The organism is Blautia sp. AM28-27 (assembly GCF_003480905.1).
GTDB lineage: Bacteria > Bacillota > Clostridia > Lachnospirales > Lachnospiraceae > Fusicatenibacter > Fusicatenibacter saccharivorans.
On record NZ_QUJK01000002.1, the window covers coordinates 279,035 to 305,103 of the forward strand.

At 50.4% G+C, this 26,069-nt stretch carries 20 protein-coding genes; 19 read left to right on the top strand and 1 reads right to left on the bottom strand.

Annotation, left to right across the window (positions count from 1 at the left end):
- Positions 1 to 102 precede the first annotated feature (102 nt).
- A complete protein-coding gene (locus DW743_RS05510; RefSeq protein WP_022461366.1) occupies positions 103 to 603 on the top strand; it encodes a heme-degrading domain-containing protein in 501 nt (166 codons plus the stop codon).
- Between the two features lie 113 nt (positions 604 to 716).
- On the opposite strand, the gene DW743_RS05515 is transcribed toward DW743_RS05510, so the two are convergent.
- Positions 717 to 1,607, bottom strand: coding sequence for an RluA family pseudouridine synthase (locus DW743_RS05515; protein ID WP_117760801.1), 891 nt, complete (start codon positions 1,605 to 1,607; stop codon positions 717 to 719).
- A 257-nt stretch (positions 1,608 to 1,864) separates the two neighbouring features.
- On the opposite strand from DW743_RS05515, the gene ftsH reads away from it, so the two are divergent.
- The 18 genes from ftsH to DW743_RS05600 all read left to right on the top strand — a co-directional run bounded on the left by ftsH (position 1,865) and on the right by DW743_RS05600 (position 26,061).
- Positions 1,865 to 3,724 carry an ATP-dependent zinc metalloprotease FtsH gene (ftsH, locus tag DW743_RS05520; RefSeq protein WP_117760802.1) on the top strand — a complete coding sequence of 620 codons (1,860 nt, stop codon included), beginning with the start codon at positions 1,865 to 1,867 and terminating at the stop codon, positions 3,722 to 3,724.
- A 220-nt stretch (positions 3,725 to 3,944) separates the two neighbouring features.
- Complete coding sequence (locus DW743_RS17930; protein ID WP_158568538.1) at positions 3,945 to 5,642, top strand: hypothetical protein; 1,698 nt, start codon at positions 3,945 to 3,947, stop codon at positions 5,640 to 5,642.
- A 61-nt stretch (positions 5,643 to 5,703) separates the two neighbouring features.
- The gene (locus tag DW743_RS17935) at positions 5,704 to 6,096 is read left to right on the top strand and encodes a TIGR04086 family membrane protein (protein WP_022461130.1); all 393 of its coding nucleotides are present in this window, start codon (positions 5,704 to 5,706) and stop codon (positions 6,094 to 6,096) included.
- 133 nt (positions 6,097 to 6,229) lie between these two features.
- Complete coding sequence (gene scfA, locus DW743_RS05530) at positions 6,230 to 6,370, top strand: six-cysteine ranthipeptide SCIFF (RefSeq protein WP_022461131.1); 141 nt, start codon at positions 6,230 to 6,232, stop codon at positions 6,368 to 6,370.
- Between the two features lie 116 nt (positions 6,371 to 6,486).
- Complete coding sequence (gene scfB, locus DW743_RS05535; RefSeq protein WP_117509255.1) at positions 6,487 to 7,845, top strand: thioether cross-link-forming SCIFF peptide maturase; 1,359 nt, start codon at positions 6,487 to 6,489, stop codon at positions 7,843 to 7,845.
- A gap of 24 nt (positions 7,846 to 7,869) precedes the next feature.
- Entirely contained in the window at positions 7,870 to 10,149 is a 2,280-nt protein-coding gene (secD, locus tag DW743_RS05540; RefSeq protein ID WP_117760926.1) for a protein translocase subunit SecD, read from the top strand.
- Positions 10,150 to 10,228: 79 nt separating this feature from the next.
- Positions 10,229 to 11,953, top strand: a complete 1,725-nt coding sequence (gene recJ / locus DW743_RS05545; RefSeq protein WP_117760806.1) for a single-stranded-DNA-specific exonuclease RecJ — start codon at positions 10,229 to 10,231, stop codon at positions 11,951 to 11,953.
- A gap of 131 nt (positions 11,954 to 12,084) precedes the next feature.
- Positions 12,085 to 12,609 (top strand): adenine phosphoribosyltransferase, encoded by a 525-nt coding sequence (locus DW743_RS05550; RefSeq protein ID WP_022461135.1) that lies wholly within the window; start codon positions 12,085 to 12,087, stop codon positions 12,607 to 12,609.
- Between the two features lie 47 nt (positions 12,610 to 12,656).
- Positions 12,657 to 14,954: a RelA/SpoT family protein gene (locus DW743_RS05555; RefSeq protein ID WP_055265315.1), complete on the top strand. Its 2,298-nt coding sequence runs from the start codon at positions 12,657 to 12,659 to the stop codon at positions 14,952 to 14,954.
- Positions 14,955 to 14,969: 15 nt separating this feature from the next.
- Complete coding sequence (locus DW743_RS05560; protein ID WP_022461137.1) at positions 14,970 to 15,593, top strand: MBL fold metallo-hydrolase; 624 nt, start codon at positions 14,970 to 14,972, stop codon at positions 15,591 to 15,593.
- Complete coding sequence (hemZ, locus tag DW743_RS05565; RefSeq protein WP_055265317.1) at positions 15,565 to 17,064, top strand: coproporphyrinogen dehydrogenase HemZ; 1,500 nt, start codon at positions 15,565 to 15,567, stop codon at positions 17,062 to 17,064. Before DW743_RS05560 ends, hemZ begins: the two co-directional genes overlap by 29 nt.
- On the top strand, positions 17,061 to 17,741 hold the full coding sequence (locus DW743_RS05570; RefSeq protein ID WP_117760808.1) for an HD-GYP domain-containing protein: 681 nt from the start codon (positions 17,061 to 17,063) through the stop codon (positions 17,739 to 17,741). The genes hemZ and DW743_RS05570 overlap by 4 nt, the downstream gene beginning before the upstream one ends.
- On the top strand, positions 17,674 to 18,930 hold the full coding sequence (gene hisS, locus DW743_RS05575; protein ID WP_055227609.1) for a histidine--tRNA ligase: 1,257 nt from the start codon (positions 17,674 to 17,676) through the stop codon (positions 18,928 to 18,930). Before DW743_RS05570 ends, hisS begins: the two co-directional genes overlap by 68 nt.
- A gap of 92 nt (positions 18,931 to 19,022) precedes the next feature.
- Complete coding sequence (gene aspS, locus DW743_RS05580) at positions 19,023 to 20,831, top strand: aspartate--tRNA ligase (protein ID WP_055219456.1); 1,809 nt, start codon at positions 19,023 to 19,025, stop codon at positions 20,829 to 20,831.
- A 223-nt stretch (positions 20,832 to 21,054) separates the two neighbouring features.
- The gene (locus tag DW743_RS05585) at positions 21,055 to 21,318 is read left to right on the top strand and encodes a hypothetical protein (protein ID WP_022461142.1); all 264 of its coding nucleotides are present in this window, start codon (positions 21,055 to 21,057) and stop codon (positions 21,316 to 21,318) included.
- Between the two features lie 224 nt (positions 21,319 to 21,542).
- Positions 21,543 to 22,988: an efflux RND transporter periplasmic adaptor subunit gene (locus tag DW743_RS05590; RefSeq protein ID WP_117760810.1), complete on the top strand. Its 1,446-nt coding sequence runs from the start codon at positions 21,543 to 21,545 to the stop codon at positions 22,986 to 22,988.
- Positions 22,985 to 23,668, top strand: coding sequence for an ABC transporter ATP-binding protein (locus tag DW743_RS05595; RefSeq protein WP_022461144.1), 684 nt, complete (start codon positions 22,985 to 22,987; stop codon positions 23,666 to 23,668). Before DW743_RS05590 ends, DW743_RS05595 begins: the two co-directional genes overlap by 4 nt.
- Positions 23,665 to 26,061 (top strand): efflux RND transporter periplasmic adaptor subunit, encoded by a 2,397-nt coding sequence (locus tag DW743_RS05600; RefSeq protein ID WP_117760812.1) that lies wholly within the window; start codon positions 23,665 to 23,667, stop codon positions 26,059 to 26,061. The genes DW743_RS05595 and DW743_RS05600 overlap by 4 nt, the downstream gene beginning before the upstream one ends.
- The last annotated feature ends 8 nt before the right edge of the window (positions 26,062 to 26,069 follow it).

Sequence of the window (26,069 nt, forward strand, 5' to 3'; positions counted from 1 at the left end):
GCTGGCTTGACTTGAATTTGGGAAAATGATAAACTGAAAGTCAGAAAACGATGGGCAAAAAGCTAAAAAAATATAAAATGGCAGAAAGGACGGGGCAAAAGTATGACAATGACAATGGATGAACTGATGAAAGTGCTCGATATGCAGGAGGATATTCTGCAGTTTACGCATTTTACAAATGCAGACGCATGGGAACTGGGAACGATGATCCTGATGGAGGCAAGACGGCGCGGAGCACAGGTTGGCATCATGATCCGCAGAAGCAACGGGGAAGTTGTATTCCAGTATTGTGATAACGGCATTACGCCGCACAATGTGGAGCTGATGAGACGGAAGAGCAATTCGGTGCTTCTGACGGAGCGGAGTTCGCTGCAGCTCTACATGGCAGCGACGAATGCGCCGGAGAGCGTAAAACAGATGGTACTGGACCCGAAGGAATACGCAATGCTGGGCGGAGGTTTTCCGATCTGCGTGGAAGAAGTCGGCGTTGTGGCGACCGTAGCAGTGTCCGGCATGGGACAGGTTTCGGATCATGATGTGATTGTGAAATGCATCAGCAAATATTTGCATATCGATGAAGTACCAAGAATCAGAACTGTATGAAAATGATGATTGAAACTAAATTTTGTGTATGATACAATGTCACCGGCAAAAAGACATGACAGTTCCATCAGGGACAACAAAACCCCCGTGAGCGGCAACTCACGGGGGTTGGTTTATGTCAGCAGGTTTTGCATATCTTCCGGCAGTGGTGCGTGGAAGTTTAAGGGTTCTCCGGTGATCGGATGGACGAAGGAGAGCGATGCAGAGTGAAGTGCCTGGCGGGGGAAAGTGCCGGGAGTTTTGTTGTAGAGGGTATCGCCGAGCAGCGGATGGCCGATGTAAGCCATGTGGACGCGGATCTGGTGGGTGCGGCCGGTTTCGAGGTTGAGTTCGAGGTGGGAGAAAACGGAGCAGTGCGCGAGGGTGCGGTAATGGGTTACGGAGCGCTCGCCGGAGGCAAAGTCGACGGTGCGCTGGATGAGGGAGCCGTCGAGGCGGGCGATCGGGGCGTCGATGGTGCCGGATGCAGCGGTTTCGCCGAGGGCGAAGGCCTGATACGTGCGGTGGATTTCGCGGGAGCGCATGGCCTGGGAGAGGACGGCGGCGCTTAAGGCGTGCTTGGCGAGTACGATAAGGCCGGTGGTGTCGCGGTCGAGGCGGTTGATGCAGCGGTAGACGAAGGGTTCACCTTTCTGTTCAAAATACCATGCAATGCCGTTTGCCAGCGTATTTTCATAATTTCCAATCGACGGATGAATCGGCGTATCAGCGGGTTTATCCACAACGAGGATGTCGTCATCCTCATACACAACCGAAAACGGAACCGGCCGCGGCAGAATTCCGTCGGAGGGTTCTGTTTCGACAAGGTGCGTTTCGATCACATCCCCGGCGTGCACGGCCTGGCTCGTCCAGGCGCGGACGCCGTTTCGGAAAATGCCGTCCTCTGTGCGTTTTAAGCCCGTAATAATATGGCGCGAATATCCATGCCGGCGGAGAAACCATTCCACAGTCAGATTTTCCCGTTCCTCCTCCGGCGAAACCACATATGTAAACCTGTGTCCCATACACAAAACCTCCGTTTCTATAGCTTTTTTATCGAATGAACCCCGTCATTTCGGGGCAAAATTTCAAAAAGAGACTTTCCCAGTCTTTCGCAAGTATAGCCGAAAACAGATGGAAAAGCAAGAAACTTACTTTTCTATAGCGAAAATATAAAAAAGTATAAAAGTTTCATGAAATGTCAGAATTTGATTGATTTTAGCGAAAGAAAAGTTTATGCTACTAAAAAAGAAAGAAAATCAAGAAACAGGAGGGGATACAGATGAAGCAGGTGCAAAAACCGAAAAAACCCATAATTTTTTATTATGTAATTGCGCTGATCGTCATTCTGCTGTTAAATCTTCTGCTTTTCCCGAGACTTCTCGAGCCCAAAGTAACAGAAGTTGATTACGGAAAATTTTTGCAGATGGTAGATAACAACGAAATCAGCGAAGTCCAGATCCAGTCAAATGAGATTATTTTCAGCGACAAATCAAGCCCGGCGAATTATTATAAGACGGGTATGATGAATGATTACAAGCTGGTAGATCGTTTATATGAGGCAGGTATTACCGAATTCGGAACGCCGATCATAGAGCAGATGTCGCCACTCATGGAATTTCTTTTAACATGGGTAATACCGATCGTTGTGATGGTTGCGCTCGGACAGTGGCTGATGAAACGCATGACGAGCAAGATGATGGGCGGCATGGGAAATGCGATGAGCTTTGGAAAGAGCAACGCCAAGGTTTATGTACAGTCCGAAACCGGCATTAAATTTGCAGATGTTGCCGGAGAGGATGAGGCAAAAGAAATTTTACAGGAGATTGTTGACTTCCTGCATAATCCCAAAAAATATGAAGAAATTGGTGCAAAAATGCCGAAAGGAGCACTGCTTGTCGGCCCTCCAGGAACCGGTAAAACGCTGCTTGCAAAGGCAGTAGCCGGAGAGGCAAATGTTCCGTTCTTCTCCATTTCCGGTTCTGAGTTTGTCGAGATGTTCGTCGGCATGGGAGCTGCGAAGGTGCGTGACCTGTTCCAGCAGGCAAATGAGAAAGCACCGTGTATCGTCTTTATCGATGAGATCGATACCGTCGGCAAAAAACGTGACGGCGGCGGATTCTCCGGAAACGACGAGCGTGAGCAGACCCTGAACCAGCTGCTTGCCGAGATGGATGGATTCGATGGAAAGAAAGGCGTTGTCATTCTGGCAGCGACGAACCGTCCGGATTCCCTGGACCCGGCACTTCTTCGTCCGGGCCGTTTCGACCGCCGTGTGCCGGTTGAACTGCCTGACTTAAAAGGCCGTGAGGAAATCCTGAAAGTCCATGCGAAAAACATCCGCGTGGGCGACAATGTCGATTACAATGCGATCGCACGTATGGCATCCGGTGCTTCTGGTGCAGAACTTGCCAATATGATCAACGAGGCAGCACTCCGTGCCGTCCGTGATGGAAGAAAATTCGTCACCCAGGCGGATCTGGAGGAGAGCGTTGAGGTTGTCATCGCCGGATACCAGAAGAAGAATAAGATCATGACCGACAAAGAGAAACTGATCGTTTCCTACCACGAGGTCGGCCATGCACTCGTCGCAGCACTGCAGAGCCATTCCGCTCCGGTTACGAAGATCACCATTATCCCGCGTACGTCCGGCGCCCTCGGCTATACGATGCAGGTGGATGAAGATGAGCACAACCTGATGAGCCGCGAAGAGCTGGAAAATAAAATTGCAACGCTGACCGGCGGCCGTGTGGCAGAGGATCTGGTGTTCCATTCCATCACGACAGGTGCTTCGAACGATATCGAGCAGGCAACGAAGGTGGCAAGATCCATGATCACCCGCTTCGGTATGAACGAGGAATTTGGTATGGTTGCATTTGAGACGGTAACGAACCAGTACCTCGGCGGTGACACTTCCCTGGCATGCTCCGAATCGACAGCAGCACAGATTGATGAGAAGGTTGTTGCAGCAGTCAGAAAACAGTACGACAAAGCAGAGCAGCTCTTAAAAGATAACATGCCGAAACTCCACGAGCTGGCAAAATATCTGTATGAGAAAGAGACGATCACAGGTGATGAGTTTATGGAAATCCTGAATTTATCCCCGGATCAGCTCACGACAACGAGAATGGAAACAAACTAAAAAGCGATAAAAGCAGATGAGAATCCCGCGTTACTGTTCACCCAGCAGTGAAACACTTGCTGTTTCACTGCGTAAGAAAGTGATTCACGAATCCCGCGTTTCAAGGCGACTTCAGCCTTGCGCGGGATTCTTTCTTGTGCTATAATGCTGTAATGCGAAATTATGACACAAAAAGACAGATTTTTTTAGGATAGACCAAGAGAACATAAGGAGAAACGCAATGAAGAAAAAACAGGCATGGAAAGTGATGGGTGCTGTCCTTGCGGGCACACTGGTATTTTCCGATGCAGTTCCGCTCCGTGCCAGCGCATCGGCAGGAACGGAAAAAAGCGTAGTACAGAACGAAACTGTCTCCGGAACGGAGAACGGTACAGAGACAAAACGGGCAGCCGTTTATGTGAATCTGAAAACCGGCGATGATACGGCAGACGGTACAACGGCAGAGACAGCAGTAAAAACCGTGGAAAAAGCACAGGAGCTTCTTGCAGTTGCAGCGGCAGAACTGCAGGCGGACGGGAAAACAACCGAAAAAAACACTGCTGCAGATACCAGCAAAACGGCAGCGGAGGAAGCAGCAGAAAAATATCTGGTATTCGTCGGAATGGATGAAAAAGAGCTGGAAACGTATCGAAAGAAACAGCAGAAAACAGACTTCTGGGGAAGAGTAACAGATACCGTTTTTGCGGCAGATGAAATCGTGGTGACAGAAGCCGGATATGAGGCTGTTCTGGCAGCAGAAAAAGCAAAAGAAACGGTTTCGGAAACACCAACGCTTGCGCCAGGCGAGTCTCCGGCACCGGATGCGGCAGAAGATACCGTAACACCAACTCCGGGTCCGACGGAAACGCCGGATGCAGAGCCGACCGCAGAACCAACGGTGACCCCGGACGCAGAACCGACGGAAACGCCGGACGCAGAGCCGACCGTAACGCCGGCGGAGGAACCAACGGCAACTCCGACACCGGATGCGGACAACGGAGAAGATACAGGGGATACACCAACGGCAGCGCCGACACCGGATGCGGAACCGACCGTAACGCCGGAAGTAACTCCGACGACAGCACCGGGCGAGAATACCGATGACAGTGAAAATCCGGAGAATCCGGAAACTCCGGCAGAAGATCCAACCGTGACACCTGCCCCGGATGATACAGCAAAAGACGATCTTGCAGCAGATGATACAAACCAGGACGATACAAACCAGGATAACCAGAACGGAACGGGAAATGATGCATCATCGGACCAGTGGAAACAGGATGAAAATCTGGATGACCTTGTAAAAGATGAAATTCAGAAAGAAAACGAAACCGTAAAAAATTTCGATGAAATTTCCAATCCATCCGGTACGGACAGCACAGAAGACGGCTATCTGATCTCCAATGTCTCTCTTTTGATCCAGCCGGTGGCAGTAAGTCTGTCCAGAAGCCTTGTATCAGAGGAGCAGACGGAAACAGCAGAAGCTGAGACGGCGGACGAAGGCGAGCATGAACTGCTTGCAGCTGCAGAGCAGAAATCCAACCTGAGTGCAGGTGAAATGACAGCAAGTGCAGCCGATGACGTAAGTACGCTGCGTGCCGCAGGAACGATCCTTGTAGGACCGGACAACTACGGAACGAATAAGACATCCACTCCGACTCCGACAGCCACACCGTCGAAGAGCAGCAGTAACAACAGCTCTTCCAATTCCAATACCGGAAGCACAAAGATTCCGCAGAAGAAGACACAGACCACTGTAAGCATCCGCAGCATCCCGGTCAACACCGGCGATGAGACGATGGTGCTTCCGCTGGCGATCAGCTCCGCACTTTCTGCAGCCGTTATGTTCTGCATGGCATTCCTTCAGATGCAGGCAAAACGCGCAAAGAGCATGGCCGCATGGCTGGAATTCAAAAAGAATCATCCGTTTGACGAAGAATAAAGAAACAGGCATATCCGGAAAAGCCATTCCATACATTTACAGTATGGGAGGGCTTTTTCTTATGGAAGAAAAGAAAACATGGGCGGTGGGTGCGGGCAGCGGGATCGGCTGGCTGAAGGCTCTTCTCGTTTCCTATCTGATCTCGGTGCTTCTTCTTTTGCTGTTGTCTTTCCTGCTCTGGAAATTTTCCTGGAAGGAAAGCTGGGTGCAGGCGGGCATTGTGGTGATCTATCTGGCATCAAGCTTTTCCGGCGGAAGAATGGCAGGAAACATGGCGGGAAAACGGCGGTTTCTCTGGGGCATCTGCTTTGGAATCGTGTATTTTGCCATTCTGATCATCGTCTCCGCAGTCTTCCTGCCGGGCGGATTTGCCGGAGCCGGAAGACTTCTGTGGGCGGCAGCAGTCTGTGCCGTCGGCGGAATGGCAGGCGGAATGACGGCACACGGCAGATAAAAGCGGACAAAACAGAACATTTTTTCAAAAAACAGACTTTTAAATTTGAAAAACCTATGCTATAATGGGAAGAGCTAATGGCCGAAGACTATAAAAAAGTCGCGCGTCAACTACAATGAAGGAGGAATGTGCCATGAAACACATCAAAACTTTAAATACAAAAAGCTTACAGAACACTGTAAAAAAAGGTGGATGCGGTGAGTGCCAGACATCCTGCCAGTCCGCATGTAAGACTTCTTGCACCGTAGGCAACCAGAGCTGCGAGCATAAGTAAAAGTAATCCATAAGGACGAGTAAAAGGTGTTCCCAGAACCGGTTTCGCCGGATTTGGGAACATTCTTTTTGCCAGGCACATCAAAAAAAGAGAGAGTTATAGAAAGGAATACCACAGTGATACATTTATATAAAAGCAATGGCTTCAACATGGTGCTGGACGTCAACAGCGGCTCCGTCCATGTTGTGGATGACTGCGTATACGATGTCCTTTCCTGCATGAACGAAGGAAAAAATGCAGAAGAGGCAGCAGAGGCGCTTAGCAGTAAATATGCCGAGCAGGACATCACCGAAGCCAGAGAAGAAATTCAGGAACTTACAGATAACGGCATGCTCTTTACAAAAGACATTTACGAAAACGCAATTGATCAGTTTTCCAACCGTCCGACCGTCGTAAAAGCACTCTGCCTCCACATTGCACACGACTGCAACCTTGCCTGTCGTTACTGCTTCGCAGAAGAGGGCGAGTATCACGGAAGACGTGCACTGATGTCCCTGGAAGTCGGCAAAAAAGCGCTTGATTTCCTGATCGCAAACTCCGGCAGCAGAAGAAACCTCGAGGTAGATTTCTTCGGCGGTGAACCGCTGATGAACTGGGATGTTGTAAAACAGCTCGTAGCCTACGGAAGAGAACAGGAGAAGTTACATAACAAGAACTTCCGTTTCACCCTGACCACCAACGGTGTTCTCTTAAACGACGAGGTCATGGAGTTCTGCAATAAAGAGATGGGCAACGTCGTATTAAGTATCGACGGAAGAAAAGAAGTTCACGATCACATGCGTCCGTTCCGCAAAGGTGCCGGAAGCTACGATCTGATCGTGCCGAAATTCCAAAAATTCGCTGAGCTTCGTCATCAGGATAAATACTATGTGCGCGGAACCTTCACGCATTACAACACAGACTTTGCAGCTGATGTTCTCCATCTGGCAGACCTCGGCTTCAAGCAGATCTCGGTTGAGCCTGTTGTAGCGCCTCCGACCGAGGACTATGCGATCCGTGAGGAAGACCTTCCGGTGATCTTCGAACAGTACGACATTCTGGCAAGAGAGATGATCAAGAGAGAAAAAGAGGGAAGAGGCTTCAATTTCTTCCACTTTATGATCGATCTGACCGGCGGACCATGTGTTTATAAACGTCTTTCCGGCTGCGGTTCCGGAACCGAGTACCTTGCGGTAACACCGTGGGGCGATTTCTATCCGTGCCACCAGTTCGTAGGACAGGAAGATTTCTGCCTCGGAAATGTTTACGAAGGCGTGAAAAAGACAGAAACTGTCAACGAATTCAAAAAATGCAACGTTTATTCCAAGAAGGAGTGCAGCCAGTGCTTTGCACGGTTCTACTGCAGCGGCGGATGCGCGGCAAACTCCTACAATTTCACAGGTAAGATCAACGATGTTTACGAGATCGGATGCAAGATGCAGCAGAAACGGATCGAGTGTGCATTGATGATAAAGGCAGCTCTGGCCGAAGATTAAAGAAAAGAGGAAAATCGCGACATGATGAAGAAGAAACAGAGTATCATCGCACTCGTCCTGGCAGCCATTGTAACAGTGCTTCTTGGATGGACGATGATCAAAGGATGGGGTCCTACCGGAACCGGTTCGATGAAGAACATCAACCTGGGTCTGGATCTGTCCGGCGGTGTCAGCATTACCTATCAGGCCGTAAAGGACAACCCGACAGACGAAGAAATGTCAGATACCCGCTACAAGCTGGAACAGCGTGCGCAGCAGTACAGCGAAGAGGCACAGGTATATCTGCAGGGCGACAACCGTATCACCATTGAAATCCCGGGTGCAACCGATGCAACCACCATTCTGGAAGAGATGGGTAAACCGGGAAGCCTGTATTTCATCAAACAGACCAACGATGACGGAACAGAAAACTACACCTACGACAGCTCGACCGGCGAGTACGTTCTGAACGGAAAAACTATCGAAGAGCTCGATGAGGACGGCTCCGTCGTTCTGACCGGTAAAGATGTGGAGAGCGCAGAAGCCATGCATCAGCAGAACTCCACCACAAAAGCAACCGAGAGCGTCGTTCAGCTGAAAATGACCGACGAAGGAAAACAGAAATTTGCAGACGCAACCCAGGAAGCCTACAGCGCAGGAAAGAGCATCGGTATCTACTATGATGAAAAATTCGTCAGTGTACCGAGTGTAAACGCTGTGATTTCCGATGGTACTGCAGTCATCTCCGGCGGAAACATGGACTGGGATGAAGCAACCAGCCTGGCATCCACCCTCCGTATCGGTTCCCTTTCCCTGAAACTTGAGGAGATCAACTCCAGCGTCGTTGGAGCACAGCTTGGATCTGCAGCTGTTTCCACCAGCGTAAAAGCGGGAGCGATCGGCATTGTACTGATTATCCTTTTCCTTGCAATCGTATATCGCCTGCCTGGTATTGCTGCCGGATGTGCACTGCTCATCTATGTTGAGCTGAATCTGATTGCTTTAAATGCATTTGACCTGACATTGACCCTGCCTGGTATCGCAGGTGTTATCCTGTCGATCGGTATGGCGGTCGATGCGAACGTTATCATTTATGCCCGTATCGAGGAGGAGATCGGTGCCGGAAAGACGGTTCATGCGGCAATCCGCGACGGATTCAAGAAGGCAGCTTCTGCCATCCTGGACGGAAACGTGACGACCCTGATTGCAGCAGCTGTTCTGTATGCGCTTGCGAGCGGAAGTGTCCGCGGATTCGCCATGACACTTGCTCTTGGTATTGTTCTTTCCATGTTCAGCGCCATGGTTGTTTCCAGACTGCTGGTCAACAGCCTGTACGGTATGGGACTGAAGGATGCGAAATACTACGGAACCAAGAAAGAGCGCAAGGGATTTCCATTTGTGGAAAAGAGAAAGATCTTCTTCACGATCTCCTGCATTCTGCTGCTTGCCGTTCCGGCCAGCATGATTTTCATGCATCAGACAAAGGGAAGCGCACTGAACTTCGGCCTTGACTTCAAGGGCGGTACTTCCATCAACGTTCCGTTCAACGAGGATTACTCCATCGAAGAGCTGGACAAAGAGGTAGAGCCGGTTGTGGAAGGCGTGACAAAAGATTCCAATATTCAGATGACAAAGGTTGTCGGAGGCAACAATGTCATCATCAAAACACGTTCTCTGACTCTGGAAGAGCGTGAGCAGGTTTACCAGGCAATGGCAGACAATTTCGGTGTCGATACTTCTGAAATCACTTTCGACAACATTTCTTCTACTGTAAGTAAAGAAATGAGCCAGAATGCGATGAAAGCAGTTATCATCGCTGTAGTCTGCATGCTGCTGTACATCTGGATCCGTTTCCGCGACATCCGTTTCGCATCGAGTGCCATCCTTGCACTGATGCACGATATCGCCATTGTATTCGGATTCTATGTGGTATCCCGTATTTCGGTCGGCAGCACCTTTATCGCGTGTATGCTGACGATCCTCGGCTATTCCATCAACAGTACGATCGTCATCTTCGACCGTATCCGTGAGAATCTGCCGGAGTTAAAGAGAGAGCCGATCGAGTCCCTGGTTGACCGCTGCATCACGGACACCCTGACCCGAAGCATTTACAGTTCCCTCACCACCTTTATCACCATCTTTGTTCTGTTCGTGATGGGAGTTTCTTCCATCCGCGACTTTGCAGCACCTCTGATGGTTGGTATCGTATGCGGAGCTTACACTTCTGTCTGCATCACAGGTGCCCTGTGGTATGTGATGAAGCACGTTGGAAAAAACAAATATGTGCCGTCCAAAGCAGTACAGAATAAGACAAAAAATAAATAAAAGCAGCAAAAACCATAAAAAGAGAAACGCCGGACCGGAAAAGTCCGGCGTTTCCTGCTAACAGGAAAGAGGAGAACATATGAAGAAAGAACGCTGGGTAGTTTCGGCAAAACGCGCCGATTTCCAGGCAATTGCGGACCGGTTCGGCATCGATCCCGTCATCGCCCGCCTGATCCGGAACCGGGATGTGACCGGGGAGAAAGAGATCGAAGAGTATCTCTTCGGTGATCTGGAGCAGCTCCACGATCCGCTGCTGATGAAGGATATGGAGCGCGCGGCAGATCTGATCGCTGAAAAAATTCGGGAGAAAAAGCCGATCCGCATCATCGGGGACTACGACATCGACGGTGTTACGGCAACGTATATTCTGCTGACCGGATTAAAAGATCTCGGTGCCGATGCGGATGTGCGTATCCCGGACCGGATTGCAGACGGATACGGCTTAAATGAGCATCTTGTGCAGTTTGCCGCGGATGAGGGGCGGGACACGATCGTCACCTGTGACAACGGCATCGCGGCGGGCAGTCAGATCCGTCTGGCAAAAGAACTTGGCATGACGGTTGTTGTGACGGACCACCACGAGGTTCCGTTTGAGGAGGATGAAAACGGAGAACGCCGCTACATCCTGCCGCCAGCGGACGCGGTTGTCAATCCGAAACAGAAAGACTGTTCCTATCCGTTTCCGGGCCTCTGCGGTGCGGCCGTCGCATGGAAACTGATCCAGACGATGGAGGCAAAAGCAGGTATTCCAAAGGAGCACAGCTTCCGCTTTCTGGAATTTGTCGCCATTGCGACGATCGGTGATGTGATGGATCTGCAGGGAGAAAACCGGATTTTTGTAAAAGCCGGCCTTCGGGCGCTCCATAAAACGCAGAACCTCGGCCTGCAGGAGCTGATCCGTGTGCAGGGCATCGAGGCGGAAAACGTGACACCGTATCACATCGGCTTCGTTCTCGGCCCGTGCATCAACGCATCGGGACGGCTTGACACGGCGGAGCATTCGTTAAAACTGCTCTGCGCAAAGACACGTGAGGAGGCCGCAAAGCTTGCCGGGGACTTGAAAGACCTGAATGAAAGCCGCAAAGAGCTGACGCGCCAGGGTGAGGCGAAAGCAATCGAGCTCGTGGAAACCTCCCCGCTGCAGAACGACAAAGTCCTCGTCGTCTATCTGCCGGACTGCCACGAGAGCCTTGCCGGAATCATCGCAGGTCGCCTGCGGGAGCACTTCCACAAACCATCCTTCGTACTCACCAGAAGTGAGGAGGGCGTCAAGGGCTCCGGCCGCTCGATCGAAGCGTATTCGATGTATGAGGAGCTCTGCAAATGCAAAGAACTGATGACGAAATTCGGCGGCCACCCGATGGCTGCGGGCCTTTCCCTCGCAGGAGAGGAGATGATCGAACCGTTCCGCCGGGCACTGAACGATAATTCCATGCTGACGGAAGAGGATTTCGTCGAAAAAGTTGTGATCGATGTGCCGATGCCGATCACCTACATCACCAAAAATCTGATCCGCCAGTTAAGTCTCTTGGAGCCGTTCGGAAAAGGCAACACGAAACCGCTGTTCGCACAGAAAGGACTGACTGTATTAAATTACCGCATTTTTGGAAAGAATAGAAACGTGGTGAAAGTACAGCTTGCCGATGCGGGCGGATACCAGATGGATGGTGTCTATTTCGGTGAGGGAGAAGCGTTCGCCGCATACGTGGATGCACATCCAACCCTCTCGGTAGCGTACTATCCGTCGATCGATACGTGGAACGGACGCGACAAATTACAGATCAATATCCAGAGTTATTTTTAAAGATGCAGAAAAGCCGCAAATACCTGATTTTTCTGCCCTGTTTTCTATCGGAAACAAAATTGACGCAGAAGAATATTGATGCTATACTGTAAGGTGAATTGTCAAACCTTGACGAAACGGAGGAATATTTTATGAAAAAAGTAGAGGATTACGTAAGAAGTATTCCGGATTTCCCGGAACCGGGTATTATTTTCAGAGATGTAACGAGTATCCTGCAGGACGCAGACGGACTGCAGCTTGCCATAGATGAGATGCAGCATTTTGTAGAAGAAGTAGACTGTGATGTAATCTGCGGAACCGAGTCCCGCGGCTTCATTTTCGGTATGCCGATTGCTTACAATCTGCACAAACCGTTCGTGCCGATCCGTAAAAAAGGAAAACTTCCTCTGGAGACCGTCGAGGAGAGCTATGACCTGGAGTACGGCAGCGCAACGATCGAGATGCACAAAGACTCCATCAAACCGGGCCAGAAGGTAGTCATCATCGACGACCTGATTGCAACCGGCGGTACCGTGGAGGCTTGTGCAAAAATGATCGAGCGCCTCGGCGGCGAAGTAACCAGAATCGTGTTCCTGATGGAGCTTGCCGGCTTAAAAGGACGCGAAAAACTGGCAAAATATGATGTAAAATCTGTCATCCGTTACGATGGCAAATAACGTATCCAACGAAACGCAGGGGTTAATCATGAGAGCGGAGGATACATATGGAAGAAGAGAAAAGAATCAGTGAAGAAGAATTAAAGAAGGATGTGGCGGCGGCAGAAGCCAGAATCCGCAAGACGGACGATTTTACAAGTCCGGAGGAATTATACGGGGAATTGATCGCTTCTGTGAAAAAATATCATCCATCGGACGATATTTCCCTGATCGAAAAAGCATACCGCGTGGCAGCGGATGCACATAAGGACCAGAAAAGAAAGAGCGGGGAACCGTACATCATCCATCCGCTCTGTGTGGCAATTATCCTGGCAGATCTGGAGCTCGACAAGGAGTCGATCGCGGCAGGCCTTCTGCACGACGTTGTCGAAGATACCGTCATGACCGAAGAAGAGCTGACCGAGGAGTTCGGCCCGGAGGTGTCCCTGATTGTAAGCGGTGTCACGAAGCTGGCACAGCTGAAATATTCTGCGGATAAGGTCGAGGAGCAGGCAGAAAACCTGAGAAAGATGTTCCTTGCGATGGCAAAGGATATCCGTGTTATTCTGGTAAAACTGGCGGACCGTCTGCACAACATGCGGACTGCACAGTACTGGTCGCCGGAGACGCAGAAGAAAAAAGCGCGTGAGACGATGGATATTTATGCCCCGATCGCACAGCGCCTCGGTATTTCCAAGATCAAGGTCGAACTCGATGACCTTTCTCTGAAATATCTGGAGCCGGATGCGTACTATGAACTGGTGCAGAAGGTCAGCATGAAGCGGGAGCAGCGGCAGGAGTTTGTCGATGCGATCGTAAAAGAGGTGACCCGTCATATCCACCAGGCCGGCATTGAGGCAGATGTCAACGGACGAATCAAGCACTTTTTCAGCATCTACAAAAAGATGGTCAACCAGCACAAGACGCTGGATCAGATCTATGACCTCTTTGCGGTCCGCATCATCGTGGAATCCGTCAAAGACTGCTATGCAGCGCTCGGTGTCATCCATGAAATGTACACGCCGATCCCGGGCCGTTTCAAAGATTACATTGCGATGCCGAAGCCAAACCGTTACCAGTCCCTGCATACAACCCTGATCGGACCGAACGGACAGCCGTTTGAGATTCAGATCCGTACTTATGAGATGCACCGGATTGCAGAATACGGTATCGCTGCACACTGGAAATACAAAGAGGCCTCCGACGGCAAGAAACCGGGACCGGAGCAGGAAGAGGAAAAACTGACCTGGCTGCGCCAGATTCTGGAGTGGCAGCAGGACATGGCGGACAACCATGAGTTCATGAACCTCTTAAAGAGCGATCTCGACCTGTTTGCTGACAATGTTTACTGTTTCAGCCCGGCGGGCGATGTCAAAACGCTTCCGGTCGGCTCCTGTGCCATCGACTTTGCTTACTCCGTCCATAGTGCGGTCGGCAACAAGATGGTCGGAGCGAGGGTCAACGGAAAACTCGTGCCGATCGAGACGGAACTTCACAACGGAGACCGCGTCGAGATCATCACCTCGCAGAACTCCAAGGGACCGAGCCGCGACTGGCTGAAAATTGCGAAGAGTTCCCAGGCAAAGAGCCGCATCAACCAGTGGTTCCGCCAGCAGAACAAGACGGACAACATCGTCAAAGGCAAGGAAATGCTCACCAACTATGCAAAGCTGAAGGGCAAAAATCTTGGAATCTATACGAAACCGATGTACGAAGAGGCTGTCATGAGAAAGTACGGCTTCCGCGACTGGGATTCCGTTCTTGCGGCCATCGGCCACGGCGGCTTAAAAGAGGGCCAGGTCCTCAACAAGCTGATTGAGACGTACGAAAAGCAGCATAAAAAAGAGATCACCGACGAGCAGGTGCTCGAGGCGGCATCCGGAGAGAAAGTTCTGCCGGTTGGAAAGAGCAAGGGCGGCATCGTCGTGCGCGGTATCCACGATGTGGCAGTTCGCTTCTCCAAATGCTGCAATCCGATCCCGGGCGATGAGATCGTGGGCTTTGTCACAAGAGGACGCGGCGTGACCATTCACCGCACCGACTGTGTCAATGTCCTGAATCTGCCGGAATCTGAGCGGGCGCGCCTCATTGATGCTGAATGGCAGGCAGAGGACAACGGCGGCTCTCTCTATACCGTGGAGATCAGCGTTTACGCAAACAACCGTACCGGTCTTCTGGTGGATATCTCCAAGATCTTTACCGAGCGGAAGATCGACCTTGCGGCGATGAACGTGAGAACGAGCAAGCAGGGAACGGCTTCCATCGATGTGACGTTCGACGTGCACAACAACGAAGAGCTGAACAGCATCATCGAGAAGGTGCGCCAGGTGGAGAGCGTGATCGATATTCAGAGATCGAGAGGATAAAAAGGAGAAAAGCGTATGATAAAGGTAAATTACCGGGCACTTGGAATGCTCTCGACAAACTGCTACGTTGTGGAAAATCCGGACAGCCAGAAGGTGCTGATCGTGGACCCGGGCGATTCGCCGCTGGAGATTGAACGCCAGATCGATGAGATCGACGGCGACCCGGAGGCCATTCTGCTGACCCATGGCCATTTCGACCATATGCTGGCAGCGGATGCGCTGCGGAAAAAATACCATATCCCGGTCTATGTCCATGAAAAAGAGCAGCACCTGCTGGGGGATCCAAAGGAAAATCTTTCCGGGCTCTGGAGCAAACCGTACACAATGCAGGCGGACAAAACCGTAAAAGAGGGCGATGTGCTTCATCTCGCAGATTTTGAAATCCACGTTCTTGCGACACCGGGGCACACGGCAGGCGGTGTCTGCTACTATATTCCGGCAGAGAAAGCACTTTTTTCCGGTGATACGCTGTTCTGCGAGTCCTACGGAAGATACGACTTCCCGACATCCTCCGGCAGAGAGCTGATCGCGTCGGTCAAGCGCCTGTTAAAAGAGCTTCCCGGGGATGTGACCGTGTATCCGGGCCACAACGATGAAACTACGATTGAACATGAAAAGAGGTACAATCCCCTTGCTTAATATCAGCCTTTGTTTTAATAGAAAAGATTTTGAATACGATGTGTATTCCCTGATCAAGGCATTCTATCCGGGCTGTGAGATTACCTCATGGTACGAAGAGGATGGGGCGCCGGACGGGGAATTTGCATATTATGATACGATCACATACGAGGCGGATCAGATCTGTTTTTCGATTGCAGACGAGAAACATGAGACGCTCGCTTCGCAGTGTGAGGCGGTGGAATATGAAAAAGACCGCCATGAAACGAAAAATGTCCTGAAACGGATGGTATACCGCACGCTTTCCGAAGTGAGCGGCAAAGAACTTCCATGGGGCGATCTCACCGGCATCCGTCCGACGAAAATTCCGATGAAGATGCTTGAAGAGGGTAAAAAAAATGTAGAGATTGCGAAATACATGCGCGAAACTTACTACACCAGCCCGGAAAAGACGGCACTTGCGATCACGATTGCCAACCGGGAAAAGGACATTTTAAAGACGATCGACTACGAACACGGTTACAGCCTGTACATCGGCATCCCGTTCTGTCCGAGCATCTGCCTGTACTGTTCCTTCGGCTCCCATGTGTTAAGCCGCTGGGAGCATATGGTAGATCCGTATCTCGATGCACTGATCAAAGAACTGATCTTTATCAGTGAGAACATGAAGGATTACACCCTTGATACGATCTACATCGGAGGCGGTACGCCGACCACACTGAATGCGGCACAGATGGAGCGCCTGCTCACGAAAGTGACAGAGCTCTTCCCGATGGAGCAGGTGCAGGAGTTCACCGTGGAGGCAGGACGGCCGGATACGATCAATGAGGAGGTCTTAAAAGCCATCCGCAAATTCCCGGTCACCCGTATTTCGATCAATCCACAGACCATGAACCAGGAAACGCTGGATCTGATCGGACGCCACCATACCGTGGAGGAGATCGAGGAGAAGTTCCGCATGGCGCGTTCCCTTGGATTTGACAACATCAACATGGATCTGATCGTCGGTCTGCCGGGTGAGGACAAGGAAAAAGTGGCGCATACGTTGGAAAAAGTGGAAGCGCTGAATCCGGATTCCCTGACCGTCCATTCCCTTGCGTTAAAGCGTGCAACGAGACTCAACCTGTTCAAAGACAAATATCAGGAGATCTCGTTTGAAAACTCTGCCGAGATCATGAAAATGACGATGGACAGCGCACACCGCATGGAGATGGGACCGTATTACATGTACCGCCAGAAAAATATGGCGGGTAACTTTGAGAATGTCGGCTACTCCCGCGAAGGAAAAGCAGGCATCTACAACATCCTCATTATGGAGGAAAAACAGTCCATTCTGGCCGCGGGAGCCGGAGCGTCCACGAAATTCGTGTTTGAACACGGAGAGCGCATTGAGCGGGTGGAGAACGTGAAGGATCTGAAAAACTACGTGGAGCGTATCGATGAAATGATCGAGAGAAAGCGTATCGGAATGGAGAAGTATCTGCCAAAATGAAAGAAAATTCCAGTCAGCAGCTTCACATGCTGCGCTATACCCTGACCGAGCAGCTCATCCATGGCATGGAAGTGAGCAATTTAGCTTACGATCTTGCGCGGGAACTGGGGTATGAGAAAGAAATCTGCTATGAGCTTGCAAAAGCGGGCGTTCTCCACGATATCGGAAAGATTGTACTGGAGAATTACGTAGAAGAACAGGATACGCTCGTCGTCGAGGAGATGCGCTTTGTGCGGACCCATTCCACACTGGGCTATGAACTCCTGCAGGGACGCGGCTACTCCGATTTTGTGCTGGAGAGTATTCTGTATCACCATGAAAATTATGACGGAACCGGGTATCCGGCCAATCTGGCGGGAGAAAAGATTCCGTTTGGGGCGCGTATCTTACGCATCTGTGATGTGTACTGCGCGCTGACCTCCGACCGCCCGTACCGGAGTGCGTTTCCGCGGGAACAGGCGATGGAGCTTATGACAGAAGAAGTCAAAAATTTCGATCTGAAAATGTTCCTGGCATTTCAGAGAGTGATCCACAGCGGCAGCCGGAAAGCAATCGAGCTTTCTGATGTTGATGAATTGATCCAGGAAATCATAAAGGAGAAAACAGAAAATGGCATTAAAGAAGAAACCGGTTACCGGAATGAAAGATATTTTACCGAAAGAAATGGCAATCCGTGACTACGTGATCCGTCTGATCAAGGAAACTTACGGAACCTTCGGCTTTACCTCCATGGAGACCCCATGCGTGGAGCACATCGAAAACCTGAACAGCAAACAGGGCGGCGAGAATGAGAAACTGATTTTCAAGATCTTAAAAAGAGGAGAGAAGCTGAAACTCGAGACCGCTGAGAAAGAAAACGATCTCGTAGACAGCGGCCTGCGTTATGACCTGACCGTTCCGCTCTGCCGTTACTATTCCAACAACGCAAACGAGCTTCCGTCCCCGTTCAAAGCACTTCAGATGGGAAATGTATGGCGTGCAGACCGTCCGCAGAGAGGAAGATACCGCCAGTTCATGCAGTGCGATATCGATATCCTCGGCGAGCCGACCAACCTCGCAGAGATTGAGCTGATCCTTGCTACCACCACACTGCTTGGAAAACTGGACTTCAAGAACTTTACGATCCGTATCAATGACCGCCGTATCTTAAAAGCAATGGCAGCCTACAGCGGATTCCCGGAGGAGTCCTATGACACCGTATTTATTATCCTCGATAAGATGGATAAAATCGGTTTTGAGGGCGTTGCCAAAGAGCTCGAGGAAGCCGGCTTTGCAAAAGAGTCCGTAGAGAAATACCTGAAAATGTTCGAGGAGATCACCCCGGATACCGCAGGCGTAGAGTACTGCCGTGAGAAACTCGAGGGATTCCTTGACAAAGAGTACGCAGACGGCCTGAAGACCATCATCGACAGTGTCAATGCCGTGAAGACCGCAGAATTCAAGATCGCTTTCGATCCGACTCTGGTGCGCGGAATGTCCTACTACACCGGACCGATCTTCGAGATCGCTATGGATGAGTACGGCGGATCTGTCGGAGGCGGCGGACGCTACGATGAAATGATCGGAAAATTCACCGGAAACCAGACCTGCGCATGCGGATTCTCCATCGGATTTGAGCGTATCGTTATGCTTCTGCTTGAGAGAGATTACCAGATCCCGGGCGCACAGAAGAAAAAAGCGTACCTGATCGAGAAAAACATGCCGGCAGAGGGAATGCAGAAGATCATTCAGCAGGCGACAAAAGAGAGAAGTGAAGGCACGGCCATCAACATTGCCGTGATGAAGAAGAACAAGAAATTCCAGAAAGAGCAGCTTGCCAGCGAGGGCTACACTGAGATCGAAGAATTTTTTGTTGACAAAATGTAAGGAATATCCAATAATAGTAATCGCATGAAAAAACGATGTGCTGCGGATGCAGATTCTTTGTGTCCGCAGTTCCAAATAGGAGGAACAAGAAAATGGCTGAATCCATGAAAGGCCTGAAGAGAACCTGCCGCTGTGCGGAAGTCACAAAAGCAGATATCGGAAAAAAAGTAACCCTGATGGGCTGGGTACAGAAGAGCCGTAATAAAGGCGGAATTATTTTCGTCGATCTGCGTGACAGAAGCGGTATTATGCAGATTATCTTTGAGAACGGCCCGATCAGTGAGGAAGGTTTTGAGAAAGCAGCAAAACTGCGCAGCGAGTTCGTCATCGCCGTAGAAGGTGAAGTTATGGCCCGCTCCGGTGCTGTCAATGAAAATCTGGCAACAGGAGAGCTCGAAGTAAAGGCTGAGTCCTTACGCATTCTTTCCGAGGCAGAAACCCCGCCGTTCCCGATCGAGGAGGATTCCAAGACGAGAGAAGAGCTCCGTCTGAAATACCGTTACCTGGATCTGCGCCGCCCGGACATCCAGAGAAACCTGATCATGAGAAGCAAAGTGGCAATGCTCACCCGTGAGTTCATGTCCAAAGAAGGCTTCCTTGAGATCGAAACCCCGATGCTGACGAAATCCACACCGGAAGGCGCCAGAGATTACCTGGTACCGAGCCGTGTTCATCCAGGCAGCTTCTACGCACTGCCGCAGTCTCCGCAGCTGTTCAAACAGCTTCTGATGTGCTCCGGCTATGACCGTTATATCCAGATCGTAAAATGTTTCCGTGACGAGGACCTGCGTGCCGACCGTCAGCCGGAGTTCACCCAGATCGATATGGAGCTTGCTTTCGTTGATGTAGATGATGTTATCGATGTCAATGAGAGACTGCTGGCACACCTGTTTAAAGAGGTGCTCGGCGTTGAGGTACAGCTCCCGATCCAGAGAATGACCTGGAAAGAGGCTATGAACCGTTTCGGTTCCGACAAACCGGACCTGCGTTTCGGTATGGAGCTGGTTGATGTTTCCGAGACCGTAAAAGATACCGAGTTCGTTGTATTTAAGGGCGCACTTGAAAACGGCGGTTCTGTCCGCGGTATTAACGCAAAGGGACAGGGCGCAATGCCGAGAAAGAAAATCGACAAGCTCGTTGAGTTTGCGAAAGGTTACGGTGCAAAAGGTCTTGCATACATTGCAATCCATGAGGATGGAAGCTGGAAATCTTCCTTCTCCAAATTTATGACAGAGGAGCAGATGGAAGCCCTCATCAAAGCCATGGACGGACAGGCTGGAGACCTTCTTCTCTTCGCAGCAGACCGCAACAAGATTGTTTGGAACGTTCTTGGCGCACTTCGTCTGGAACTGGCAGAGCAGATGGGACTGCTCGACAAGAACGAGTACCGTTTCGTATGGATTACCGAGTTCCCGCTTCTGGAGTGGTCCGATGAGGAGAACCGTTTCACCGCAATGCATCACCCGTTCACCATGCCGATGGACGAGGATCTGCCGCTTCTGGACACCGATCCGGGCGCAGTTCGTGCGAAAGCTTACGATATCGTCCTGAACGGTACCGAGATCGGCGGAGGAAGTGTTCGTATCCACCAGAACGATGTGCAGGAGAAGATGTTTGAGATGCTTGGCTTCACAAAAGCACAGGCACATGAGCGTTTCGGATTCCTTCTGGATGCATTCAAATACGGAGTTCCGCCTCACGCCGGACTGGCTTACGGACTGGACCGTCTCGTTATGCTGATGGCAAAAGAGGACAGCATCCGCGACGTCATCGCATTCCCGAAAGTAAAAGATGCTTCCTGTCTGATGACCGAGGCTCCGTCACCGGTTGACGCAGCACAGCTGGAAGAGCTTGGTCTTGAGGTTGAGCCGCAGGCTGAGGAAGAGACAACAGAAGAGTAAAGAAAATTTTGTAATTTACAGGACAGACAATTTTGCAGAAGTGCAGCGTTGTCTGTCCTTTTTTAGGTTTCACTCGATCAGTGTAAAGAAAAACTTAAGAAATTCTTCCACGTCTTCCCCGTTGTTTTGCTGGAAAAAAGTGCTACAATATGGTTTGTAAGAAAGATACGGAAACATCCATAGCAAGTGGAACACATAGAGAAAAAGACAAGGAGGAATCACGATGTTAGTTACATTAGTCATGCTGGCAACCTGTTTTGGTCTGCTCTGCGGAATTGGAATTTTATTTGGGATCGTCGGACTGCTGCTGAAATTTGGAGGAAAAGTCCTCGGCGCATGCGCCACTATTCTTCTCCCGATCGGCGTGATCTGGCTTGGATTTAAAATCGTGTTCGCCGTCGTTCCGCTTCTGTTCAAACTGGTCTGTGCAGCGCTGATCTGTTATCTCGTATACCGCATTCTGCGGGAGATGAAACTTGTAGCATAAAAAATAAAATCTAACAGATTCGAAAGAAAACCTGCTTTCCGTCATAAACACGGAGGCAGGTTTTTAATGACAAAAACAAAAATCTATTTTCAGAAAAAAGCCAGTATTTGCTTAAAAAAGAGTAAGGAAAAAGTAAGAAAACAAAAAACAAAATGTGATACGATAGAGCTAACTTGGAAAAACTGAAAAATTCTTTGCAAAAATAGAAAAGTGGGAGGAAGCGTATGAAGAAAAAAGTAATCGCGATTGTGTGTGCAGTCGCAGTGCTGGCGGCAGCCGGAGGGGGAGTGACATGGCATTTCCTTGGAAACAGTACAAAAGAGGACGATAACGTCGTCTATGTCAATACTGTAAAAGCCCTGACCAATCTGGGAACTGGAAATGGAATGGAAAACCGCTATGCCGGTGTTGTGGAGTCGGAAAATACCTGGAAGGTAGAGAAAAACAGCGAGAAAAAGGTAAAGGAAGTTTATGTGGAAGTCGGTCAGGAGGTTCAGGTCGGAACACCGCTGTTCTCCTACGATACCGAGAAATTCCAGAGTGACCTCGAGCAGGCGCAGCTGGATCTGGAACGCATAAACAATGAACTTTCAAGTATGAATACCAATATCGACCAGCTTTACAAAGATAAAAAGCAGGCATCAAAAGACCAGCAGGCAAGCATCACACTGGAAATTCAGGAAGCGGAGCTGGATTTAAAGAAAAAAGAATATGAAGGAAAATCAAAACAGGCGGAGATTGATAAATTAAACGATAACATCACCAATGCGACCGTGATCAGCGAAATCGCCGGTGTTGTAAAATCAATCAACAACGATGACAGCAGCGCCGGCGCTTACTCCGGTGACAACTCCGACAATTCCTTCCTGACCGTTCTTGCAACGGGAGATTTCCGTGTAAAAGGCCAGATCAATGAACAGAATATGAGCGACGGTTCGATTACCGAAGGAAGCCAGGTGATCGTGCATTCTCGTGTAGATGAGAATCAGACCTGGACTGGAACTGTGACAAAGATTGATCGGGAAAATGCACGGACAGGAAGCAATAACGTTTACAGCAGTTCGGGAGACGGTATGACGCAGTCAAGCAACTATCCGTTTTATGTACAGCTCAATGGAACAAATGGCCTGATGCTCGGCCAGCACGTTTACGTAGAGCCGGATGTCGGCCAGCAGGAAGTCAAAACAGGAATCTGGCTGTCTGACTCCTTTATCAACGATGTCGACAGCAATCCTTACGTCTGGGCCGATAATGGAAAAGGCAAACTGGAAAAACGAAGCGTAACCCTTGGAACACACGATGAAAATATGATGGAATATCAGATCACCGACGGCCTTGCAGAAGATGATGCAATCACCTTCCCGGAGGACGGTCTGGAAGAAGGGATGAAGACCGTAGTCAGCACCGACGGATCACTGGGACAGAGCAATCCGGCCGGCGGCGAGGATGACGGAATGGTGGATGACGGTATGCTTGACAACGACGATGGAATGGTCGACGACGGTATGACGCAGGATGAAAACGGCATGGTTGACAATACCATGGACGGCGCAGAGTACAGCGGTGAGGAAGATACAACGAACGTGATCGGCGGCGCCGACAATGGTAAGGCAGAACCGGCAGACACACAGGAAGCCGGATCAGCAGATGACGGGGAGGTGCAGCCGTGATTCTGGAATTAGAGAATATCTGTAAAGAATATATGCAGGGCAAAATCCCGGTTCCGGTTCTGAAAAACATCAACTTCTCCATGGAAGAAGGCGAGTACGTTGCGATCATGGGTCCTTCCGGTTCCGGAAAAACAACACTGATGAATATTGTCGGCTGTCTCGACCAGGCGACGAGCGGACGGCTGATCCTCGACGGACAGGACATCAGCAAATGCAGTGACAATCAGATGTCGGACATCCGCCTGCAGAAAATCGGCTTTGTCTTCCAGAACTTCCAACTCCTTGCAAGACAGAGCGCAATGGAAAATGTATGCCTCCCGTTGACGTACGCGGGCGTGCCGAAAAAAGAGAGAAGAGAGCGGGCAGCGATTGCCCTCGAGCGGGTGGGGCTCGGCGACCGTATGAGTTTCAAACCGACCCAGCTCTCCGGCGGACAGAAACAGCGTGTGGCGATTGCAAGAGCGATTGTCAACCATCCGAAAATTCTGCTGGCTGATGAGCCGACCGGAGCACTCGACTCCCATTCCGGCGAGCAGGTCATGGAGCTGTTCCAGAGCCTGAACGACGAGGGCGTCAGCATCTTGATGATTACACATGACGCGGAGATCGCATCGATGGCACAGCGCACCGTGGAGATCCGCGACGGAATGATGAAATCGAAGGAGGTGGCTGAAACATGAAAAAAGGAAAAGCAGCAAAGAAAGCCGCGATTGCAGTTGTGACCGCAGTTGCCGTGGGCGGTGTCAGTGTCGGCGGTTATTACGGCATCCGCCAGGCGCAGAAGACGACCGTAAAAGTGTATCCGGTCAGTGACTTTACGAGTGGTTACTGGGGAGACAGCATGAACATGGAAGGCCAGATCACCTCGACGGCTTCCCAGAACATCTATCTTTCCGACAGCCAGACCATTTCCCAGGTTCTCGTCAAAGAGGGCGATGTGGTAAATGCCGGAGACACGCTGATGACATACGATACCAGCATGATCAAGCTGGATCTGGAAACGCAGCAGTTACAGCTTGCACAGACAAAGCTGAAAATCCAGCAGAGTGAAAAAGAACTGGAAAAGCTGAAAAAGACAAAACCGGTATCGGATACGCCGCTGAATCCGGTGGAGCCGGATTTCCCGGATTTCCCGGATTTTCCAGATGAACCCATCGATCCGGATTTCCCGGACGAACCGATTCCGACCCCAGAACCGGAGCCGACGTACGAGGATGCTGTTCTGTACAGCAGTACGAATAAGCTTGTATTTGGTTCCAAACCATACAAAGGAGAAGGAACGCAGGAAGACCCATACACCTATCTCTGCGCACCGGGAACAGTCCTAACAGGCGGATTCCTGAATCAGATGGCAGGATACGCGGATGAAAAGGGAACGAAAAAAGAAGAGGACAGCGAAGGATACTGGTTTCGCCTGGAGATTCATGAGGAAAACAAAGCCGCAGAGGCGCTGGAAACCGTGTGGGAGCAGGATGGAACGAAGATTGCGAAAGCATACGAGACTTCGTATGAAGCAGTCCTGAGTCTGAAAGAATCCGAATCGGCGGATGCACCGGAAATAAAAATCACCACGCCGCTTGCCAACACAGAGGTGGCAGAGGGCGGCGAGCTGAAGCTGAAAATCGGAATCAATGAGAAGAAAGATACCGAAGAGAAGCCGGATGAGAAAGCCGACGATAAAACGGATGATAGAACCGAGAGTCCGTCCGAGGACGATGTGACACAGCCGGGTGAAGCCGGAAATGGAAGCGGTGAGGCAGACGATTCCACGGAAAACACCGAAACGGATGTCACTTACACATACGTCTGGAAACACAACGGAAAGACAATCGACGGAGATTTTAAGGATACTTACACAAAAGAAAACATCACAAAAGAGGATGCCGGAATCTATACAGTAGAAGTGACAGCGAAAAATGACAAGGGTACTTCCATGGCAGTCAGCACTGCAAATGTGGCGGTAAAAGAAGGAACGATTACCCCGACACCAAGTGTAACTCCGACCCCGAGCGTTACGCCGGGACCGAGTGTAACTCCAGAGCCGACCGTCAGCCCGGAACCAAGTACAACACCGATTCCGACCACAGAGCCGGTTCCAACAGAAACTCCGGTGCCGAGCGAGACCCCAGTTCCGACGGAAACGCCGACGCCGACCGAAGCCCCGGCAGAACCGGAAGCGGAACCGCAGAGCGAAGATGCGCCGGAAGCAGTGCAGACGACAGCAAAAACCGTATTCTACGGTGAAAAAGCATCGGTACAGTCCCTCTTTACATCATCCACAGGAAGCAGCGCAAATAACAATACTTCTTCCGGTGATGATACCCAGATGACCTACACAAAAGATGAATTGAAAAAAGCCATCAGCGAAAAAGAAAGCCAGATCCGTAATCTGAAGCTGGATCAGAAGGAAGAGGAACTCAAAGTCAAAAATACGCAGAAATCCCTGGATTCCCAGACCGTAAAAGCGACGATCAGTGGTGTGGTAAAGAAGGTTGGAAATGCAGAAAACCCGTCCAACGACGGAAGCGCCTTTATCCAGGTCAGTGGAAACGAAGGTCTGTACGTGCGCGGCTACTTAAGCGAGACGTATCTCGATCAGGTAAAAGTCGGCGATGAACTCAACGTGACTTCTTGGTCTTCGGGTGCTTTTGCAGCGGCAACCGTAACCGAGATTTCTCCGTACCCGACAACAAGCTACATGTCGTACAGCGAGACACCAGCCTCCTTCTATCCGTTCACAGCCGTTATCCCGGAAGGCGGAGAAGGTTTTGAAAACGGTGACTGGATCGAGATTGCAATCACTGTCGGAAACGATGTAGAAAACGGCAACGGCCTGTACGTCAGCAAAGAATTCATCCGCGAGGAAAACGGACAGAAATTCGTTTATATCCGGGATGAAAATGATAAATTAAAGAAACAGAATGTGGTAACCGGAAAACTTCTGTGGGGCAGTTATTACGAAGTGAAGAGCGGTCTTTCCGAAGAGGATTACATTGCATTTCCGTACGGCAAAACCGTGGTGGAAGGCGCAGACACGAAGGAATCCAGTTCATCGGATTATTACAACAGTTAAGGAGGCGC

Bases quoted from the DNA above. Each gene is read 5' to 3' on its own strand.
- DW743_RS05510 (WP_022461366.1), top strand. From the start codon at position 103: ATGACAATGACAATGGATGAACTGATGAAAGTGCTCGATATGCAGGAG.
- DW743_RS05515 (WP_117760801.1), bottom strand. From the start codon at position 1,607: ATGGGACACAGGTTTACATATGTGGTTTCGCCGGAGGAGGAACGGGAA.
- ftsH (WP_117760802.1), top strand. From the start codon at position 1,865: ATGAAGCAGGTGCAAAAACCGAAAAAACCCATAATTTTTTATTATGTA.
- DW743_RS17930 (WP_158568538.1), top strand. From the start codon at position 3,945: ATGAAGAAAAAACAGGCATGGAAAGTGATGGGTGCTGTCCTTGCGGGC.
- DW743_RS17935 (WP_022461130.1), top strand. From the start codon at position 5,704: ATGGAAGAAAAGAAAACATGGGCGGTGGGTGCGGGCAGCGGGATCGGC.
- scfA (WP_022461131.1), top strand. From the start codon at position 6,230: ATGAAACACATCAAAACTTTAAATACAAAAAGCTTACAGAACACTGTA.
- secD (WP_117760926.1), top strand. From the start codon at position 7,870: ATGAAGAAGAAACAGAGTATCATCGCACTCGTCCTGGCAGCCATTGTA.
- recJ (WP_117760806.1), top strand. From the start codon at position 10,229: ATGAAGAAAGAACGCTGGGTAGTTTCGGCAAAACGCGCCGATTTCCAG.
- DW743_RS05550 (WP_022461135.1), top strand. From the start codon at position 12,085: ATGAAAAAAGTAGAGGATTACGTAAGAAGTATTCCGGATTTCCCGGAA.
- DW743_RS05555 (WP_055265315.1), top strand. From the start codon at position 12,657: ATGGAAGAAGAGAAAAGAATCAGTGAAGAAGAATTAAAGAAGGATGTG.
- DW743_RS05560 (WP_022461137.1), top strand. From the start codon at position 14,970: ATGATAAAGGTAAATTACCGGGCACTTGGAATGCTCTCGACAAACTGC.
- hemZ (WP_055265317.1), top strand. From the start codon at position 15,565: ATGAAAAGAGGTACAATCCCCTTGCTTAATATCAGCCTTTGTTTTAAT.
- DW743_RS05570 (WP_117760808.1), top strand. From the start codon at position 17,061: ATGAAAGAAAATTCCAGTCAGCAGCTTCACATGCTGCGCTATACCCTG.
- hisS (WP_055227609.1), top strand. From the start codon at position 17,674: ATGGCATTAAAGAAGAAACCGGTTACCGGAATGAAAGATATTTTACCG.
- aspS (WP_055219456.1), top strand. From the start codon at position 19,023: ATGGCTGAATCCATGAAAGGCCTGAAGAGAACCTGCCGCTGTGCGGAA.
- DW743_RS05585 (WP_022461142.1), top strand. From the start codon at position 21,055: ATGTTAGTTACATTAGTCATGCTGGCAACCTGTTTTGGTCTGCTCTGC.
- DW743_RS05590 (WP_117760810.1), top strand. From the start codon at position 21,543: ATGAAGAAAAAAGTAATCGCGATTGTGTGTGCAGTCGCAGTGCTGGCG.
- DW743_RS05600 (WP_117760812.1), top strand. From the start codon at position 23,665: ATGAAAAAAGGAAAAGCAGCAAAGAAAGCCGCGATTGCAGTTGTGACC.